This window comes from Lentibacillus sp., from assembly GCF_035301925.1.
In the GTDB taxonomy this organism is placed as follows: Bacteria; Bacillota; Bacilli; order Bacillales; family Amphibacillaceae; genus Lentibacillus.
Genome location: NZ_DATGTI010000191.1, coordinates 1 through 17,805, shown reverse-complemented (window position 1 = coordinate 17,805; position 17,805 = coordinate 1). Strand labels below are relative to the sequence as shown.

Below are 17,805 nucleotides of genomic sequence, written 5' to 3'. Positions count from 1 at the left end.
CTCTTCCGTGTATGGAATATTTTCATTTAGATAGATATAGCCATTTGCATTGGTTTTTCCTGCTTGCGCCAGTAATTTCACCCAAATAACCAGAATGGTATCTGCCTCTGGCATTTGCTCTATCAGTTTTATTTTTTCATCTTCGAACATGGAGATATCTAATTTAATCCATTTTAGTTCTTTCATATTGCTTCCTCTTTTCGTAAAGGATTTTTTTATTCCATGCGTTAATTCAGCATGCAAAATATCGCTCATTTAATTAGCCCTTCAGATTTCCATTTAGTCACCCGATCCCTCATACAATCCCTAACAGAAATGTCATATTCCTGTTCAAGTCTAACAATAAATGAATTTGTAACTGCTTGGACATCTAGCAATTCTTTAATAGCTTCAGAAATCTGAGTCCTTTCGTGTTGGTTTATATGCTCCGGTTGCTTAATTAACCTGATTTCATCGAACCAATCGATTGCTTCAGTCACCTCGTGTTTAAACATCTCTTTAAGTGTCAATCGGTGCCACTCGACTGCTTTACCCCTAATTAATGGAGTTATATAGTGTTGAGCTATCGCCCTGGCTACCTCAAAACCATATTGCGCGTCATTATAACGATTGACACTTTTTCCTGCCAGTTCTTCAGATGCCATTCTTTTACCTAACTCCATTTTTGATACCATGGATTGGTCCACAAACAGATCATCAGCAACATTTTTCTGAGATAATCCATTTCTTTCCCTCATATCTTTCAGTGATTTTCCGATATTCACTTTTTCCTCCCCACTTTGTCCTTTTTTATTTATTCGTTATGACTTCAATTAGTGGTATGATAGATTCATAGCTTTAGTTAGCTTGCTTTGTTTGTTGTTCAATCCATTTCATCAATGACGAGTACGGTACCCGTATCTTGTTACCCTCCCGGATACACGGGAACCCGTTATGGTCAGACTGTTGACAAAGTTCGTACGTTGCTGTTTTGCCTATTCTCAATATCTCAGCCGCTTCAGGGACTTTTAAAAACCTGGGCGGCTCGTGATAGCCGTGAGAATCAAGTAATTGTTTAATGTCTTTTAGATGTTTGCTATTTTCTTCACGAACTATTTGGCGGATGGTGTCTTCAAAAGACATCTCTATACCCTCCTAAGCATCTTTGATAATATTTTTATCATAAAAGTTTAAAAAAAGATCCGGAAATAGTTCTTTCATGTCTGAATTAAAAAAGTGTTCGTATTTAACCATTGTCACTCTTCCCGGATTAACAACGCCTTTTTCGATCTTTCGAACATAAACAGTTGATATACCAAGCTTTTCAGCGAGTTGTTGTTGAGTAAGATTGTGTTCTTTTCGTTGTTGCAACAAGATTCTTCGATTCACTTTTTTCACCTCTTTTGATAATTAATTTATCATATCTTCACTATAAATGATAAATTTGCTATCGTCAACATTTTTTTGAAAAAATATTTATCATTGATAAAAATATTATCGCAAATAGTCTATAATAGGAGGTGGATGAGGTGATGGCAGTGGATAACAAGAACGAAGTGTTCGGAACTAGGATGAAAGAACTTCGTAAAAAACGAAATATAAGCCAAGAACATGCAGCTCAAGCTTTGGGTATATCGAGAGCAAGATACTCTCACTATGAAAATAATTACGTTGAACCAGATATTGAACTTATACGAAAAATAGCCGACTTTTATAATGTGAAGGTGGATTATTTATTAGGTCGGACAGACATAGCCGACGATGATGATGAAGCACAATTACAAGATTTATTAAATAATCCTGAAACTGAATTGATGTTCAATGACTGGAAAAATATGTCCGAGGAAGAACGTAAAGAAGCGATAAATATGATAAAATATATAAAATTTAAGAATAAAGAGGATGATTAGTTTGGAAGGTTATCGCTTCTAAATCGCAAACGTTAACCGCTAAGTATACTGGAATAAATAAAAGAAAACAGCAAACTTCATGTAGATGAAACAAACAAAGTCTATGTTGAATTTAATTAAGGTGTACAAAATTATGTACACCATTATTTGTAAAATGAATACGAACATACATTCTTACTTTGGGGGTATTTATTATCTATACACATCTCGAAGATTACGTGCGTAATTTATATAGGTATTTAAACATTAGTCACCCAAATCAGCTAGACATTAACAAAATTGCCAACAAGCTAAACCTCACTATTCACTATGGCAGCACTAGCTTCCGGATAGACAACGAATTAGTCATCAAAAGATCCACAAAACAAAAAGAATGGCAGTTATTTGGACATGAAGTTGGGCACTATTTAATCCATGTTGGCAACCATTATTTTATGCATTACCTTTTTCGTGATTTACAGGAGTGGCAAGCGAATCTTTTTGCTTACCATTTTTGTGTACCAACTTTTATGTTGGACAACCTTTATAAAATCATAGCGTCAGATATCATGAATTTGTTCAATGTTGAATTTGAATTTGCTCGAAAACGATTAGAAATGTATGAAAGGAAGGTTATTGATGAAAGGCTCTATCATCAAGCGTGGTAATAAATATTCATTCATATTAGACATTGGCAAGGATCCAGTCACAAAAAAACGGAAACAAAAACGTGTCTCTGGATTCACAAGCAAGAAAAAAGCACAAAAAGCTATGAATGAAATGATTGCGGACTTGCAACGCGGTACTTATATAGAACCATCATCTGAAACATTAGATGAATACTTAGATAGATGGCTGCAGCATAAAAAGACAAGAGTTTCTCCTTCAACTTATGAATTCTATGCATCTTATATTAACAATCATATCAAGCCAGCGCTTGGCAATATTAAATTATTTGATTTAAAACCACGTGATGTTCAGATGTTTTTTGATGGGCTACTCGAAAAAGGGGACTTATCCAAAAGATCAATACATCACATCCATCGAATTTTAAGCAATGCGCTTGATAGCGGGTTAAAGGCAGGAGATATACAGCATAATGCTGCAAAAGCAGTTGAACCAGCAAAAGTAGCCAAAAAAGAAATGAAATATTGGGATATGGATACATTGCGGCAGTTTATTGATTACACACGGCAGGAACCTTTCTTTATCGCTTGGTACTTAGCTGCATTTACTGGAATGCGACAAGGTGAAATCTTAGGCTTAAAATGGGACGCCATTGATTGGGAAAATAAAACCATTCACGTTAAACGTTCTCTGAAAAGAGTTGAAGGGAAACGCGTTATTGCAGATTTAAAAAACACATCAAGCTACCGGTCCATTGCTATATCTGATTCGGACATTTTCGAACTAAAGCGTCACTATAATCGACAACAAAGTATCAAGATGGAGATTGGTGAGGATTATCAAGACGACAACTTGATTATAGCTACAGCAACCGGTAATTATGTGTATCACAGCAACTTATTAAGGTCATTCAAAAAATGCATTGCCGATGTAGGTGTTGAGCGCATTCGATTTCATGATTTGCGGCATACGCATGCATCAATGTTATTCGCACTGCAAACGCACCCAAAAATTGTACAAGAACGACTTGGCCATTCATCGATTCAGGTAACATTAGATACTTACTCACATATGCTTCCAAACATGCAATCAGCTGTAGCCGAAAGTTTAGAATCAGCATTTATAAAACAAAAAAAGGACACGAACGGTCATTCGCTTTAATTGACTAAAGGTGACCATTTCGTGACCAATTTTGGTTCTTGTCCGTCTGAAAGTAGCGCGCCCGGGAGGACTTGAACCCCCGACTCCTGGTACCGGAAACCAGTGCTCTATCCAACTGAGCTACGAGCGCAAATAATATGTTGATTCCGACACAATGATTATTATAATACTTAAATCAGAAATAGACAAGTGTTTTACAGAAATTTAGCTAACGACTTATGTTGTGATGTTATGTGATAAACTGAATACAAAAGGGATTTTGAAAATAATTGCTTGCAATACAAACCCTTTCAGCATATAATAAAAGCAGACAGCGTAATACTAAAAAAGAACCCCGACATTAGCCTGTCGGAGTTCTTTGAGCTACGCCGCAAAGAAGTTGCGGTTGCAAGGTAGAGAGTAATCCCCCACTATGCCGTTATTCACAGGTGGGGATTACTTTTTTGTTAGCGAAACAATCAACGTGATAACGGCAATGAGCAAAGAGCCAAAGCCGATCATCAGCGTTATGCCTTGATACAAAGTAATCATTTTACGGCATCACCCCCCCTCCCCGCTTACATGACCATGTCAAGTAACGAGCAGCAAAGGTGCCACCGCCCCATCCTGCTTATGTAGCTCAGTACTATTATAACAAATGATTCAGAATTTGTATGTAAATCTTGTTAATAATTAGACAGTATTTTTCGACATAGTGAACCTTCGTTGATCATACGCGTTTTTGCAGGAAACTTACTGTCAGTTAGGGCGGGACATAAAAAGACAAAGGTCTATCTCACCTTTGTCTTTCCTGTAAAAGTTTATTAATGTTTCATTTTCGGATCCAGTGCATCACGTAATCCATCACCAATCAGATTGAAACCAAGCACCACAAGCATAATACAAAGACCCGGTGCAATCAGTGTCCATGGTGCCAGCTGAATAAAATCTCTTGAAGAGGCAAGCATTTCGCCCCATTCAGGTGTTGGCGGCTGTGCGCCTAGCCCAAGAAATCCCAAAGCGGCGGCGTCAAGAATCGCCGTCCCGAATCCAAGTGTTGCCTGTACAATAATTGGCGCAAGACTGTTAGGCAAAATATGATGCAGGATAATCCGCCCGTTTTTCATCCCCTGCGCTTTGGCTGCCATGATAAACTCTTCCTCGCGCAGACTGATGACTTTTGAACGCACCAGCCTTCCGAAAATCGGCACATTAATCACCGCAATCGCAATCAGCGCATTTTGCAGTGAAGCGCCAATTATGGCGACAATCGCAATAGCAAGCAGGATACTTGGGAAAGCAAGCAAAATATCAAACAATCGCGATATCAGCATATCAATCCAGCGGCCAAAATAGCCGGCAATGATGCCAAGTATCGTTCCAAACACGAGTGCGCCAACAACTGCAAAAAAACCTACCTGCAGCGAGATTCTTGCACCATATGCGATTCGAGTAAAGATATCGCGGCCCACGTCATCTGTTCCAAGCCAATGCTCTCCTGAAGGCGGCTGCAAACGATTTGCGACCACCTGATCATCATAGCCATAACTTGTTATTAATGGCGCAAAAATGCCAATTAGGATAAATATAATAACTATGGTTAAACCCGCTAATGCAAATCTGTTTTTTCGCAGCTGTTTTAATGTGTCCTTCCATGGTGATGTTTCCGGTATCATTTCCATTTCAGCCTGCTGATTTGCTTTTGCGGGATTCACAGTATCTTGCGCTTCTGATTGCTTATCTTTTTCCTCTACACTCATATAAATCCCCCTAATATTTAATCCTTGGATCGATATAGGAATATAGCAAATCAACAATTAAATTGATAATGACAAACAGGAATGCAATCACCAGAATACCTGACTGTATGACGGGATAGTCCCTGTAAGTAATCGCATCATAGACATACCGTCCAATACCAGGCCAGCTGAAAATGGTTTCCGTTAAAATAGCACCGCCCAGCAACACACCGGTTTGCAGACCGATCACCGTCAAAACAGGAATAATGGCATTCTTCAATGCATGTTTGTAAATGACCAGAAACTGTCCTGATCCTTTAGCCCGAACAGTCCGGATATAATCGGAATTCATGACCTCCAGCATGCTGGAACGGGTCATACGGGCAATAATCGCCATTGGAATCGTTCCGAGTGCGATACTCGGCAAAACCAAATGCTTCAATGTTTGAATCGCTCTGGGGAAATCCAAATGGATGAGCGAATCAAGGACATAAAAATGTGTAATGGGGGTAATCGGGTCCCTGCTATCTTCGCGTCCATATGCCGGCAGCCAGCCAAATTCCTGCGCAAATACCCACTGCTCCATTAATGCCAGCCAGAAAATCGGCATCGACACACCCAATAAGGCAAAAAACATGGCAAGAAAATCAAACCAGGAATTCTGTTTCCAGGCACTGATAATCCCTGCATTTACACCTATAACAACAGCAAAGAGCATCGCAAAAAAAGTTAATTCAAATGTGGCTGCCAGTTTTGGCAGTATTTCCACAGAAATTTCCGCTTTTGACCGCAACGATGTGCCCAGGTCTCCCTGAAGCAAATCAGTTATATATAAACCATATTGAACCGGATATGGTTCATTCAGCCCCATACTCTGTTCAAGATCCTGAATAGCTGTTTCCGTCGCTGTTTCTCCAAGTATAACCTGAGCAGGATTCCCGGGGATTAAATGGACTATTGAAAATGTAATCAATGTCATGCCAATGAGGACAGGAATGAGCATTAATAATCGCCGCATCGTGTAGGCAAACAATGATTCTCACCTCGACTTTTCATAGGTTGATGACTGCTGTGTATTTTTCGGGCTGCGATGTATAAAGTGAATCTTCAATCAGTGGGGGGTTCTTTCCTCCCCCACTGATTGTTAAATGAACGAATCGGACATTTACTGGCAGTTTGATCGTTCATTTACTCTTCATCATATACTCGGACATTTGAGGTGGGGGGTCTTACTGCCAGTTACATGCGGGATAAAACAGGGCAGCACTATTTGACTGCTGCCCTGTCAGCTTTTAATTGGCCAACTCAACTTCAGCAAGTGATTCACTCGTCGATGGGTGTGGTACATAATTTTCCACATAGCTTGCGGCTGCAAGGACAGGTGTAGAATGTACCAGATTTACCATCGGCGCGTCTTCGTGAATAAGGGCCTGTGCCTCTTGATAGAGCGCCGCACGCTCATCCTGATCAATGGAGACTTTCGCCTGGTCAAGCAATTCATCCACTTCATCATTTTCATAGAATGTCCGGTTACTGCTCCCGACATTGTCACCATGCAGAAGACTGCTCAGGAAGTAATCCGGGTCACCATTCGTGCCTGACCAGCCAAGCATGAATAACTCCTGCTCACCTTGCAATGTACTTTCCAGATATGGGGCCCACTCTTCACGTACAAGCGAAACCTCGATACCGACTTCTGCAAGATTATTCTGGACAATCTCAGCTACCGTTTCCGGATCCGGCATATATGGTCTGGCAACAGGCATGGTCCATAATTCAATTTCAAAACCATCTTCATAACCTGCTTCGGCCAATAACTCCTGCGCTCTCTCCGGATCATACGCGTAAGGTTCAATGTCATCGTTATAGCCCATATAACTTGGCGGCAGCAGATTTTTGGCCGGGTTGGCATAACCGGCATACATCGCATCAGCTATTGCCTGACGGTCAATCGCATGATTAATCGCCTGGCGGACTTCCACCTGATCTAGTGGTTCTTTCTGAGTATTCATACCGACATATCCCACATTATTTTCAGCTCGTGTATACAATTCCACGCCTTGCTCTGACTCAACAGATGCAGCATCATCCGGATTGAGCCCATCCATAATATCAATTTCACCGGATTGCAGTGCGATTAGGCGGGCAGCATTATCCGGGATGACCTCAAATATAACCTGATCGACTTTCGGCTGACCTTCTTTCCGATAATCTTCAAACTTACTTAGCACGATCGAATCATCTTTTGTCCAGCTTTCAAACTTGAACGGGCCTGTTCCAACCGGGTTTTCATTGATTTCCGGTCCATACTCCTCAAGAGCTGCCGGCGATGTTATCGGAAAATACGTCATTGCCATGTTTTGCAGGAAATAACCTAAAGGCCGCTTTAAAACAAACTCAATTTCATGATCGTTCACGACATTGATTTCTTCAATGACGTGGCTTTCATCGCCTTTGTAACCGCCAAACATCGTTCCGTACATGGAATAAACATAGCCGTCTTCCTCAAATGCATATTCATGTTCGGGATCTGACCAGCGTTCAAAGTTCGTTTTAACGGCTTCCGCATTAAAGTCAGTGCCATCATGGAATGTGACACCTTCTTCAAGGTAAAACGTATAATTTAGTCCATCATCAGAAACTTCCCAATCATGCGCAAGGCCTGGAACAACATCAAATGATTCCTTATCAAAAGCCAGGAGACCTTCCAGAACCTGCTTCGTTACCCTGGAAGATTCTCCGTCTGTGGTACTTCCCGGGTCAAGGCTCTCTGAATCGCCGCCACGTGCAAATACAAGCACGTCTTCACCATCACTGCCACTGTCGGCTTCAGCGTCCTCCCCGCCGCCGTTGTCACTTTCACCGGAAGCACCTGATTCTTCATCACCGCTGCATGCGGCAACCAGTAATGTCAGCGCAAGTAAAACTATCAGCGCCCAAAATTTTGGCTTCATGTGTTTTCCCCCTCTTAAAATTTTAAAAATATCTATTATGACTGCACGGCATCATCATATAGATGACATGCAACATAATGATTGTTGTAAACTTTCTGAAATTCTGGTCTTAATTCGCTGCAGACAGCCATTGCATAGGGGCATCTTGTATGAAATGCACACCCTGTTGGCGGGTCTGAAGGGCTTGGAACATCCCCCTTCAGGATAATACGCTCTCTCTGATAATCCGGATCAGGATCAGGAACAGCCGATAACAATGCTTGTGTATAAGGATGTTTAGGATTACTGTAAAGGTCATCTTTGTCTGCCATTTCTGCCATCCGCCCCAGATACATAACGCCAACCCTGTCGCAAATATGTTTAACAACACTAAGATCATGCGCAATGAAAATATATGTTAGATTAAATTTATCCCGCAGTTCATCCATAAGATTAAGGATTTGTGCTTGTACTGAAACATCTAGTGCCGAAACCGGCTCATCACAGATAATCAGTTTAGGATTGTTCGCGAGTGCACGGGCAATGCCAATGCGCTGCCTTTGTCCGCCACTGAACTGATGCGGGTATCTTGACGCATGATAGGCACTGAGCCCGACAACCTCGAGTAATTCCTGGACTCTCTCTTTTCGTTCACCGGCAGACGTCATACCGTGAATCAAAAGCGGCTCTCCAATGATTTTCTCAACAGTGTGCCTCGGATTTAACGATGCATATGGATCCTGAAAAATAATCTGCATGTTGCGGCGTAATTTTCGCATATCCTCAGCATTAAGACTGGTAATATCCTGATCCTGAAATTTCACCTCACCGGCAGTCGGTTCGCTCAAACGAAGAATTGATTTTCCGGTTGTCGACTTTCCGCAGCCTGATTCACCTACAAGGCCGAGAATTTCGCCTTCTCTTACCGAAAAAGAAACATCATCTACCGCCTTCACGTCACCAACTTTCCGGCCAAGAACACTGCCTTTGATGGGAAAATACTTTTTCAGACCATTAACTTCCAAGAGCAGATTCGTCATCTTTTGCTGCATCCCCTTCCTTTTTGTCATATAAGAAACAGCGGCTACTGCGCCCATCTCCCAGATTGTAAAGTTCCGGCGCTTCCTTGAAGCAGCGGTCAAAAGCAAATTCACAGCGTGGCGCAAATTGACAGCCTGTCTGCTCCATCCCTGGCTTGGGAACAGTCCCCGGGATTGAATAAAGTGTCTGTTCATCACCATGAAGTCGTGGGAGCGATCGTATAAGCCCCCTTGTGTAGGGATGCTGCGGTTCTTTGAGAATTTCCCGTACACTCCCTTCTTCAACGACCTGACCGGCATACATGACAATGACGCGTTCACACAGTTCAGCTACCACCCCCAAATCATGCGTAATCAATAAAATCGCTGTATCTCTTTCTTCATTCAAATTCCTCATAATATCCAGAATTTGCGCCTGGATGGTCACATCCAATGCTGTCGTTGGTTCGTCTGCTATCAGCATATCCGGATTACATGACACAGCCATCGCGATCATGACCCGCTGCCGCATCCCACCTGATAACTGGTGCGGGTATTCGTCAACCACTTCCTCTGCCCGCGGAATTCCTACCAGGTTTAACAGATCAATTGATTCCTGCTTTGCTTCTTTTTTCGTCATTTTCCGATGAAACCGGATGGCTTCGATTAACTGATTCCCTATCGTAAACAACGGGTTTAGCGATGTCATTGGTTCCTGAAAGATCATGCCGATTTCATTGCCGCGAATCTGCTTCATTCGTTTAGCGGAAGCATGGACAATATTTTCATTTTTAAAATGTATGTTTCCGTTCACAATTTTTCCAGGAGGGTTTGGCACAAGCTGCATGATCGATAGAGAGGTGACACTTTTACCACATCCTGATTCACCCACAATACCGACAATTTCACCTTTATTGATTGAGAAACTGACCCCATTGACTGCGGGAACTTCACCATTGTCCGTAAAAAAATGTGTATGTAAATTTTCCAATGCCAAAAGTGTTTCTTTTGCCAAAACCATTCCCCCTAATACGTTTCTTAAATATAAATAAATTTACCATTATTAATTCAAGTAATAAATATCTAAATATTGTAATTAATATATTATAATGAATAAATTGATAATGCAAGCTGAATCTGACTGGAACGATTATTTTTTAAGTAATGAACGACTGATTTATTTAAATTCTGACACAACATTTCCCCTCAAATGGTTTTATCTTCATCTTTTTAAGGGTATGATGGTAGTTGACATCATAGAATAGGTGATGTTTGCTGCGTTTGTGATCAATTTATGGGTGTAAATACTTAATTGGGATACTGGAATGTCAACCTGAGTATTTTTGTTTGACCTTTTTTGACCTATTAGTTATGATAGGAATATCCACTATATGGATGAATTCGAAATGAAATAAGGAGGATGAAACCATGAATCTAATCCCAACAGTCATTGAACAGACAAACCGTGGAGAACGTGCATATGATATTTATTCACGCTTATTGAAAGATCGTATTATTATGCTTGGAAGTGCCATTGATGACAATGTGGCCAACTCAATTGTTGCACAGTTGCTATTTCTGGAAGCGGAGGATCCGGACAAGGATATTTCATTATACATTAACTCACCGGGCGGCTCCATCACAGCCGGTATGGCCATTTACGATACCATGCAGTTCATTAAATCAGACGTTTCAACCATTTGCACCGGCATGGCAGCGTCAATGGGTGCATTTCTTCTGGCAGCCGGTGAAAAAGGCAAACGGTATGCCCTGCCGAACAGTGAGGTCATGATTCACCAGCCATTGGGTGGAACGCAGGGTCAGGCAACGGATATTGAAATTCATGCCCGCCGCATCATTGAAATGCGCGAGAAAATCAACAAAATTTTGGCCGACCGCACTGGTCAGCCACTGGAAGTCATCGACCGCGACACGGATCGTGACAACTTCATGTCAGCCGAAAAATCCGTCGAGTACGGCCTGATTGACAAGATTCTGGAGAGAAACACTGATAAAAATAAATAATGGATAACGTTAAAGGCTGCACCACATTTGGTGCAGCCTTTTCAATCTATTTCCAATAACATTTTAACTTTTGCCATGTTACAGAAATAAAAACTTTATTTTGAAACATAAGCGATTAAATCTTTAAGCGCGATTTCCTCATCATCACCATCTGCAATCAATTTGACTGTTTCACCCGGCGAAACCGCCAGACTCATCAAGCCCATAATACTTTTAGCGTTCACCCGCTTACCGTCTTTTTCAAGAAACAAATGTGCCGTATACCGGTTTGCTTCCTGTACAAATTGTGCTGCGGGTCTTGACTGTAATCCCGTTTCCAGCTTAACTTCCACCGATTTCTCAACCAAAAAACTCATCCTCCCTCAACCTTTTATGAAATCGTTTTCATTTTTTCTAAAAACAGCAGCAGTTTTAATGTCTGCTGTCATCTCATTAAAAAATATTACAGTTATACCAATAGTATACCATAAAACTGGAAAAAAATGAATGTTTATTCATTTTGTGGTACTAATCCATCCTCCCGAAGTTTCTCGGCAAATTCATCAATTTTTTTCAGCCGATGGTTGATACCGGACTTGGATATTTTGCCACTGGTAACAAGTTCACCTAATTCTTTCAGCGAAACATCCTGATACTGAACCCTTAGTGCGGCAACTTCCTGTAATTTTTCCGGAAGTGCCTCCAGTCCGACTGTTTCTTCAATAAATTTAATGTTTTCAATCTGACGGAATGCCGCTCCAATTGTCTTGTTCAAATTAGCTGTTTCACAGTTGACGAGCCGGTTGACCGAATTACGCATATCCCGGACGATCCTGACATCCTCAAACTTGAATAAAGCATTGTGTGCGCCGATAATGTTCAAAAAGTCAGTAATTTTTTCAGCTTCCTTCAAGTATGTGATATAGCCTTTTTTCCGTTCCAATTTTCTTGCCCGAAGATCAAATTCATTCAGCAATTCACAAAGGGAATCATTATGGTCCTCGTATGAATTAAAAATTTCCAAGTGGTATGATGATGTTTCTGGATTATTGATTGAACCACCTGCCAAAAAAGACCCTCTTAGATACGAGCGTTTACAGCAATCTTTTTCATAATATTTAGCCGGAATGGTTCTTACAAGGGTATATGTGTCCTGGACAATGCCCAGATCAGAGAGTAAAGTTTGTACATCATGTTTCATACGTACAATATAAACATTATTTTTTTTAAGCTTCATTTTCTTTCTGACAAGCAATTCGATTGAAACGTCATAAAGTGATTTGATCAATGTGTAAATACGCCGGGCGATAGCGGCGTTTTCGGTCTGTACATCAAGCGAATATTTATTTCCCGACATACTAACGACGCCATTCATCCGGATTAATGCAGCCAGCTCGGCAGATTTACAGCATGTATCCAATTGAATACCCGTCAATTCTTTTTTAATTTCCGATGCAAATGACACGCCTGTCACCTCCCCGTTCAGCCGTCAAATGCCGCTTAATCAATCAGTGAATAAAGCAGTTTCGCGATCTTCCCTGTATCATGACGTAATGTCTTTCTTGACGGATCAATAATATCCCCTTCAATAATCTGCAGTCCCATTTCAAGCAATCGCTCTGTATCATAAACGACTGGTGCTGCGTTTTCTTCAGCATAGGCCTTACGTACATGTTTACTGATTGGTTCATTATGTACGACAATCGAATCGATACAATTTTCGCCGATATGACTTCGGATTGCCTGTACGTGATCTGCTGCAGTATAATCCGTCGTTTCACCTGCCTGCGTCATCACGTTGCAGACATAAACCACATTGGCTTTTGTTTTACTGAGTGCCACATCAATTTGCGGGATAATCATATTTGGCAATATACTCGTATATAAACTTCCAGGAGCAACGACAACCAAATCTGCCGTTTCAATCGCATTCACAGCATCCGGAAGCGGCTGAACCGGCTGTGGGCTTAAAAATACTTTTTCGATTTTTTTGTTCGCAAGCGGGATATTGGATTCGCCGGAGACAACGGTCCCATCCGTCATTTTTGCATGCAGTGACATTCTATCATTCGAAATCGGAAAAATTTTCCCTTTGACATTGAGGACGCGTGATATTTCCTGAATGCCGGTAAAAAAGTCCCCGGTAACAGATGTCATGGCCGCCAGCAGCAAATTCCCCATCGAATGACCGGACAGACCATTGCCAACCGTAAAACGGTGCTGGAACAATTCGAGCAGCATCGGCTCTGCATCCGACAAAGCGGCAATCACATTACGGATATCACCGGGTGCCGGGATTGCCATTTCATCTCTTAATCTCCCTGTGCTGCCGCCATCATCGGCTACTGTCACAAGTGCGGTCAGGTCGATCGGCAAATCTTTCAGCCCGCGCAAAAGCACCGGCATCCCCGTACCACCACCAATAACGACGACATTCGGTTGCTTTGTGCTGTCCATTTTAATGACCCTTTCTTTTATCAATATCGCGGTGGCTGACATGTGTAATATAATCCGTTGAAAGCTGTTTGGCGAAAAATTCCGCAAGCGCTACCGAACGGTGCTGCCCGCCGGTACATCCAATGCCAATTACCAGCTGCGACTTACCTTCTTTTTTATATTGCGGAAGCATGAACTGTAATAAATCAAGTACCTTTTCATTAAACTTCTGCGTATCGGACCACTTGAAAACATACGTCGATACTTCTGGATTAAGCCCGGTCAATGGCTGCATATGCGGGACGTAATGCGGATTCGGCAAAAACCGGACATCAAACACGAGATCCGCGTCAATCGGGATGCCATATTTATAACCGAACGACACCATGTGTACTGAAAATATATCCTGCTGATCTTCCCTATAAGCTTTCAAAATCTTTTCTCGCAATTCTCTCGGCTTCAAATTGGTGGTATCAATAATCCGCTGCGCTCTTCCTCTTAATTCATCCAGGATTTTCCGCTCCTGCTGAATGCCGTCCAAAGGCAGCCCCCCTGCTGCCAACGGATGTGTACGCCGTGTTTCTTTATACCTTGTAACAAGTACTTCATCTTTAGCATCGAGAAAAAGGATATGTTCGTTAAGCCAATCTTCTTCCCCTAAAATATCCAACGCTTCAAAAAGCGAGTCAAAAAACTCACGGCCACGCAGGTCCATCACAAGGGCAACATTTTTAATATTATTCCGTGAATCTTTCATGAGCTCTAAAAATTTGGGGAGCAGCGCAGGCGGCAAATTATCGACACAGTAATAGCCGAGATCTTCAAAGCTTTGGACGGCACCTGTTTTCCCTGCCCCTGACATCCCGGTGATAATAACCAGCTTTGTCTCTTGTTTATTGTTTGACACGATACATTACTCCTCTTCACGGACGTGTTGGATCCAGACGGTAATCAATCAAACGATAGTCTTCAGTGTAGGAAAACGATCCATATAACATTTTATCGGAAGTCAGGACATGTTCGAAAATTTTCCTGTCTCCCTCTGCCATTGGCAAACTGCTGATGGCATCACGTGTGACCCATTCAAGTTCACCTTCGCGGCAATAGCTTGCTAATGTTCCCGTGAATGCACGGCAAAGGAACGTAAACATCATCCACTCCTGTGCAATGGTTTTTCCGTTATAAATCAGAAATGTGAAGGCCCCGCCAAGCTCCGGATCTGTCAGTTCCAGTTCTGTTTCTTCCCGATATTCACGAATCACGGACTCTTTAATGGATTCCCCTTGTTCCATCTTGCCACCGGGAATGGCATACCAGCCCCGCCGCGGTTTTTTTATCAATAAAACTTTATCATCATTTAATAATATGCAATTCGTTACGCGCTGCATTCATATTTCACTTCTTTCCTGCAAAAGAACAATGACACTTCTTTTATTATACACTTAATTTGATTCAACCAACAACCAAATGAATTGACGTTATACAAAAAAAGACAAAGTGGGAGACCCCCAAGTCCCTCACATCTTCTAGAAATAATTGATGATTGTTCGACATAATTGTACAAGGAATGGGTATCTGGTTGTTTTTAAAGAAGACAAAAAAATGCAGGTGAGTGCATCACCTGCGAAAAAACTAATTTATTATTAAAAGGGGGTCAATTAGTTAATTCCATTGTACCCCATAAATGTTTCGTACGTATTACAGCAGCGTTAAAAAGTAATGACTTTTCTTTGAAGCTGGTTTTAACATTTGTAATATCAAGATTTTGCAGCTTTCATTTCTTCCTGAAGGTCCTCAATATACTTTTGTGCTGTTTCGGCGGCAATACTCCCATCCCCGGTTGCTGTCACAATTTGTCGAAGTGATTTCTCACGGATATCTCCTGCTGCAAAAATACCCGGAATTGATGTTTCCATGTTTTCATTTGTTGGAATATAGCCTTCTTCATTTGTGATTCCAAGTGATTTGAATGGTTCATTCAGCGGTAGCATACCAATATAGATGAACACACCGTCAACTGGATATTCATACTCTTCGCCGGTTTTATTGTTATATAATGAAACCGCATTGACTTTTCCATCCGGACCAAGAATGGTTTTCGCTTCCGTATTCCAGATGAATTCAATTTTATCGTTATCAAAGGCACGCTCCTGCAGAATTTTCTGCGCACGCAATTTATCACGGCGATGCACAATCGTGACTTTATCAGCAAAGCGAGTCAAGTACATGCCTTCTTCCACAGCAGAATCACCGCCGCCAATGACAACAAGATTTTTCTCTTTAAAGAAAGCACCATCACAAACAGCGCAATACGATACGCCTCGTCCGCTCAATTCATCTTCACCCGGGATACCGAGCTTTTTATACTGGGCACCGGTTGCGATAATCAAGGCACGAGTATGGTACTGTTTTTTACCTGCAAAAACTGTTTTATAGTCGCCATGATCTTCCACGCTTTTGATGTCACCGTAAGCATATTCAGCACCAAACTTCTTTGCATGTTCAAACATTTTATTCGATAAATCCGGACCCAAAATGTGTTCATAACCAGGATAGTTTTCCACGTCTTCTGTATTGGCCACCTGACCGCCCGGAATGCCTCGTTCAATCATCAACGTGTCAAGATTTGCACGGGATGCATAGACCGCTGCAGTCATGCCGGCAGGGCCTGCACCAGCAATAATTACATCATACATACGTTCTTCGGCCATATTATCAGCCCTTTCATAGCTTTTATCTTCAAACCATATTCATCGTATAAAATGTCTGTGGATTCGTCTACTCTTATGCTTATAAAGTGAAACTTCATTCAGTGGGGTGTCTTTTCCCCACTGAATAATAGGGAACAAAGGCTAAGAACGCCACGTCCTGTGGCAACGCCTCCACCTGCATCGTGCAGGCCCGAACAAAATCGGGCATTTACGGTCAGTCAGCTGCCGTCTTTTGGCGGATTACTGTCCTTTACATGCGGGAGAACACTGCATCCAGGTCTTACGTTGCCTTCCAGGGTCCTTCCTCCTCAGCCAGAGCCGGATGTTTTTTACATCCTTCTTCCCAAAGTGCAAGCGCTTTTGATGGCCTGCCAAGCTTGTATGCTGCTATGCTGTACCATTTATAATAAGCCAAATGATTTTTCACCTGCTGTTTTGCCAGTTTGCAAAACCGGGCATATGCCTGTTCGTATACACCGGTTGCCGCAAGCGTTATCGCTATCCGTAATTTTTGCTGTTCATGGATCGGATATACATTTAGTAATGCCTTTATGTGCCTTTCATATTCCAATACTTGTTCAGTTTCGTAGTAAAATATTGCCAGGTTGATATGGCTGCGCAACGAATCAGGCTGTTCTTTCAGACTATCCAGTTCAATCCTGATCGCTTTTTCGGTTGAACCGGAAAAAAATAACGCATATGTATAATCGTACTTGACCCATTTATGTTCAGGGAATAATGACATCATTTCGTTCAGTAAAACGATGGCTTTGTCCCATTCCTTGTTTTCCAAGTGATGAAAAACCGTTTCCTGATAGATGATCAGAGCATCCTCATCATCAAATTCCCATTCATTGTCTTCTTCTTCATCACTATGCATGATGTCCAGTAAATGTTCAGCATCATTGCGGAAATCGCCATTTTGTTCTTCATTAAGGTAAATTTCAGCATATTTTTTGGCATCGTTCAACAGGCCCAAATGCGCGTAATTATTGGCGAGCAGATAGTAGCAATCGGTATATTGATTATCTGTTGACTGGAGCACTTCATTCAGCAGTTGGTTCGCAGCATGATAAGCGCCAATTTCAGTATAAACAATCGACATCTGACACTGATATAATGGGTTTTGCGGTGCTGACTCAATCGCCTTACGCAGCCACTTTATGGCGATATCAAATTTGTGTTTTTCAAATGCTTCTATACCTTTTGAAAAATAAAAATCACCGTCCGGAATATAGGGGATAATTTTCTCCTTTTTTCCCTGTGCATGATTGTCTGATTGCAGCATACAGCCATCCCTCTCATTGTCGAATCTCATCGAACAAAGT

Annotated in this window: 21 protein-coding genes and 1 tRNA gene; 4 read left to right on the top strand and 18 right to left on the bottom strand. The window is 41.6% G+C overall.

The window, feature by feature from the left end; translation table 11 throughout:
* The 4 genes from VK080_RS15485 to VK080_RS15470 form a co-directional block, all read right to left on the bottom strand.
* Nucleotides 1-186: phage replisome organizer N-terminal domain-containing protein (locus VK080_RS15485; RefSeq protein ID WP_324225676.1), on the bottom strand; the 186-nt coding region annotated here is incomplete at its 3' end.
* Nucleotides 187-251: 65 nt separating this feature from the next.
* Nucleotides 252-764 (bottom strand): helix-turn-helix transcriptional regulator, encoded by a 513-nt coding sequence (locus VK080_RS15480; protein ID WP_324225672.1) that lies wholly within the window; start codon nt 762-764, stop codon nt 252-254.
* Nucleotides 765-837: 73 nt separating this feature from the next.
* Nucleotides 838-1,122 (bottom strand): helix-turn-helix domain-containing protein, encoded by a 285-nt coding sequence (locus VK080_RS15475; RefSeq protein ID WP_324225671.1) that lies wholly within the window; start codon nt 1,120-1,122, stop codon nt 838-840.
* 12 nt (nt 1,123-1,134) lie between these two features.
* Nucleotides 1,135-1,368 (bottom strand): helix-turn-helix transcriptional regulator, encoded by a 234-nt coding sequence (locus VK080_RS15470; protein ID WP_324225670.1) that lies wholly within the window; start codon nt 1,366-1,368, stop codon nt 1,135-1,137.
* A gap of 143 nt (nt 1,369-1,511) precedes the next feature.
* Here VK080_RS15470 and VK080_RS15465 point away from each other — a divergent pair, with 143 nt between their 5' ends.
* From VK080_RS15465 to VK080_RS15455, 3 genes are all read left to right on the top strand, one after another.
* On the top strand, nt 1,512-1,889 hold the full coding sequence (locus VK080_RS15465; RefSeq protein WP_324225675.1) for a helix-turn-helix transcriptional regulator: 378 nt from the start codon (nt 1,512-1,514) through the stop codon (nt 1,887-1,889).
* 218 nt (nt 1,890-2,107) lie between these two features.
* Nucleotides 2,108-2,536 (top strand): ImmA/IrrE family metallo-endopeptidase, encoded by a 429-nt coding sequence (locus VK080_RS15460; protein ID WP_324225669.1) that lies wholly within the window; start codon nt 2,108-2,110, stop codon nt 2,534-2,536.
* Nucleotides 2,508-3,656 carry a site-specific integrase gene (locus VK080_RS15455; protein WP_324225668.1) on the top strand — a complete coding sequence of 383 codons (1,149 nt, stop codon included), beginning with the start codon at nt 2,508-2,510 and terminating at the stop codon, nt 3,654-3,656. Before VK080_RS15460 ends, VK080_RS15455 begins: the two co-directional genes overlap by 29 nt.
* A 56-nt stretch (nt 3,657-3,712) precedes the next feature.
* On the opposite strand, the gene VK080_RS15450 is transcribed toward VK080_RS15455, so the two are convergent.
* The 7 genes from VK080_RS15450 to VK080_RS15425 form a co-directional block, all read right to left on the bottom strand.
* Nucleotides 3,713-3,786 (bottom strand) — tRNA-Arg (locus VK080_RS15450).
* Nucleotides 3,787-4,091: 305 nt separating this feature from the next.
* The gene (locus tag VK080_RS16100; protein WP_414672265.1) at nt 4,092-4,187 is read right to left on the bottom strand and encodes a putative holin-like toxin; all 96 of its coding nucleotides are present in this window, start codon (nt 4,185-4,187) and stop codon (nt 4,092-4,094) included.
* Between the two features lie 272 nt (nt 4,188-4,459).
* Complete coding sequence (locus VK080_RS15445; protein ID WP_414672264.1) at nt 4,460-5,395, bottom strand: ABC transporter permease; 936 nt, start codon at nt 5,393-5,395, stop codon at nt 4,460-4,462.
* Between the two features lie 10 nt (nt 5,396-5,405).
* Entirely contained in the window at nt 5,406-6,407 is a 1,002-nt protein-coding gene (locus VK080_RS15440; RefSeq protein ID WP_324225667.1) for an ABC transporter permease, read from the bottom strand.
* Between the two features lie 259 nt (nt 6,408-6,666).
* On the bottom strand, nt 6,667-8,328 hold the full coding sequence (locus tag VK080_RS15435) for an ABC transporter substrate-binding protein (RefSeq protein ID WP_324225666.1): 1,662 nt from the start codon (nt 8,326-8,328) through the stop codon (nt 6,667-6,669).
* A 35-nt stretch (nt 8,329-8,363) separates the two neighbouring features.
* A complete protein-coding gene (locus VK080_RS15430; RefSeq protein ID WP_324225665.1) occupies nt 8,364-9,347 on the bottom strand; it encodes a dipeptide ABC transporter ATP-binding protein in 984 nt (327 codons plus the stop codon).
* A complete protein-coding gene (locus VK080_RS15425; RefSeq protein ID WP_414672263.1) occupies nt 9,322-10,347 on the bottom strand; it encodes an ABC transporter ATP-binding protein in 1,026 nt (341 codons plus the stop codon). The genes VK080_RS15430 and VK080_RS15425 overlap by 26 nt, the downstream gene beginning before the upstream one ends.
* 407 nt (nt 10,348-10,754) lie before the next feature.
* Here VK080_RS15425 and clpP point away from each other — a divergent pair, with 407 nt between their 5' ends.
* On the top strand, nt 10,755-11,351 hold the full coding sequence (clpP, locus tag VK080_RS15420) for an ATP-dependent Clp endopeptidase proteolytic subunit ClpP (protein WP_324225663.1): 597 nt from the start codon (nt 10,755-10,757) through the stop codon (nt 11,349-11,351).
* A 95-nt stretch (nt 11,352-11,446) separates the two neighbouring features.
* Here clpP and VK080_RS15415 read toward each other — a convergent pair whose 3' ends face one another.
* The 7 genes from VK080_RS15415 to VK080_RS15385 form a co-directional block, all read right to left on the bottom strand.
* Nucleotides 11,447-11,698 carry an HPr family phosphocarrier protein gene (locus VK080_RS15415; RefSeq protein ID WP_324225662.1) on the bottom strand — a complete coding sequence of 84 codons (252 nt, stop codon included), beginning with the start codon at nt 11,696-11,698 and terminating at the stop codon, nt 11,447-11,449.
* Nucleotides 11,699-11,841: 143 nt separating this feature from the next.
* A complete protein-coding gene (whiA, locus tag VK080_RS15410) occupies nt 11,842-12,795 on the bottom strand; it encodes a DNA-binding protein WhiA (RefSeq protein WP_324225661.1) in 954 nt (317 codons plus the stop codon).
* A gap of 35 nt (nt 12,796-12,830) precedes the next feature.
* Nucleotides 12,831-13,787 carry a YvcK family protein gene (locus tag VK080_RS15405; RefSeq protein WP_324225660.1) on the bottom strand — a complete coding sequence of 319 codons (957 nt, stop codon included), beginning with the start codon at nt 13,785-13,787 and terminating at the stop codon, nt 12,831-12,833.
* A 1-nt stretch (nt 13,788) separates the two neighbouring features.
* Nucleotides 13,789-14,673, bottom strand: coding sequence for an RNase adapter RapZ (gene rapZ / locus VK080_RS15400; RefSeq protein WP_324225659.1), 885 nt, complete (start codon nt 14,671-14,673; stop codon nt 13,789-13,791).
* Between the two features lie 16 nt (nt 14,674-14,689).
* Nucleotides 14,690-15,154, bottom strand: a complete 465-nt coding sequence (locus VK080_RS15395) for an 8-oxo-dGTP diphosphatase (RefSeq protein WP_324225658.1) — start codon at nt 15,152-15,154, stop codon at nt 14,690-14,692.
* Nucleotides 15,155-15,523: 369 nt separating this feature from the next.
* Nucleotides 15,524-16,477, bottom strand: a complete 954-nt coding sequence (gene trxB / locus VK080_RS15390; protein WP_324225657.1) for a thioredoxin-disulfide reductase — start codon at nt 16,475-16,477, stop codon at nt 15,524-15,526.
* A gap of 280 nt (nt 16,478-16,757) precedes the next feature.
* Nucleotides 16,758-17,805: tetratricopeptide repeat protein (locus VK080_RS15385; protein WP_414672262.1), on the bottom strand; the 1,048-nt coding region annotated here is incomplete at its 5' end.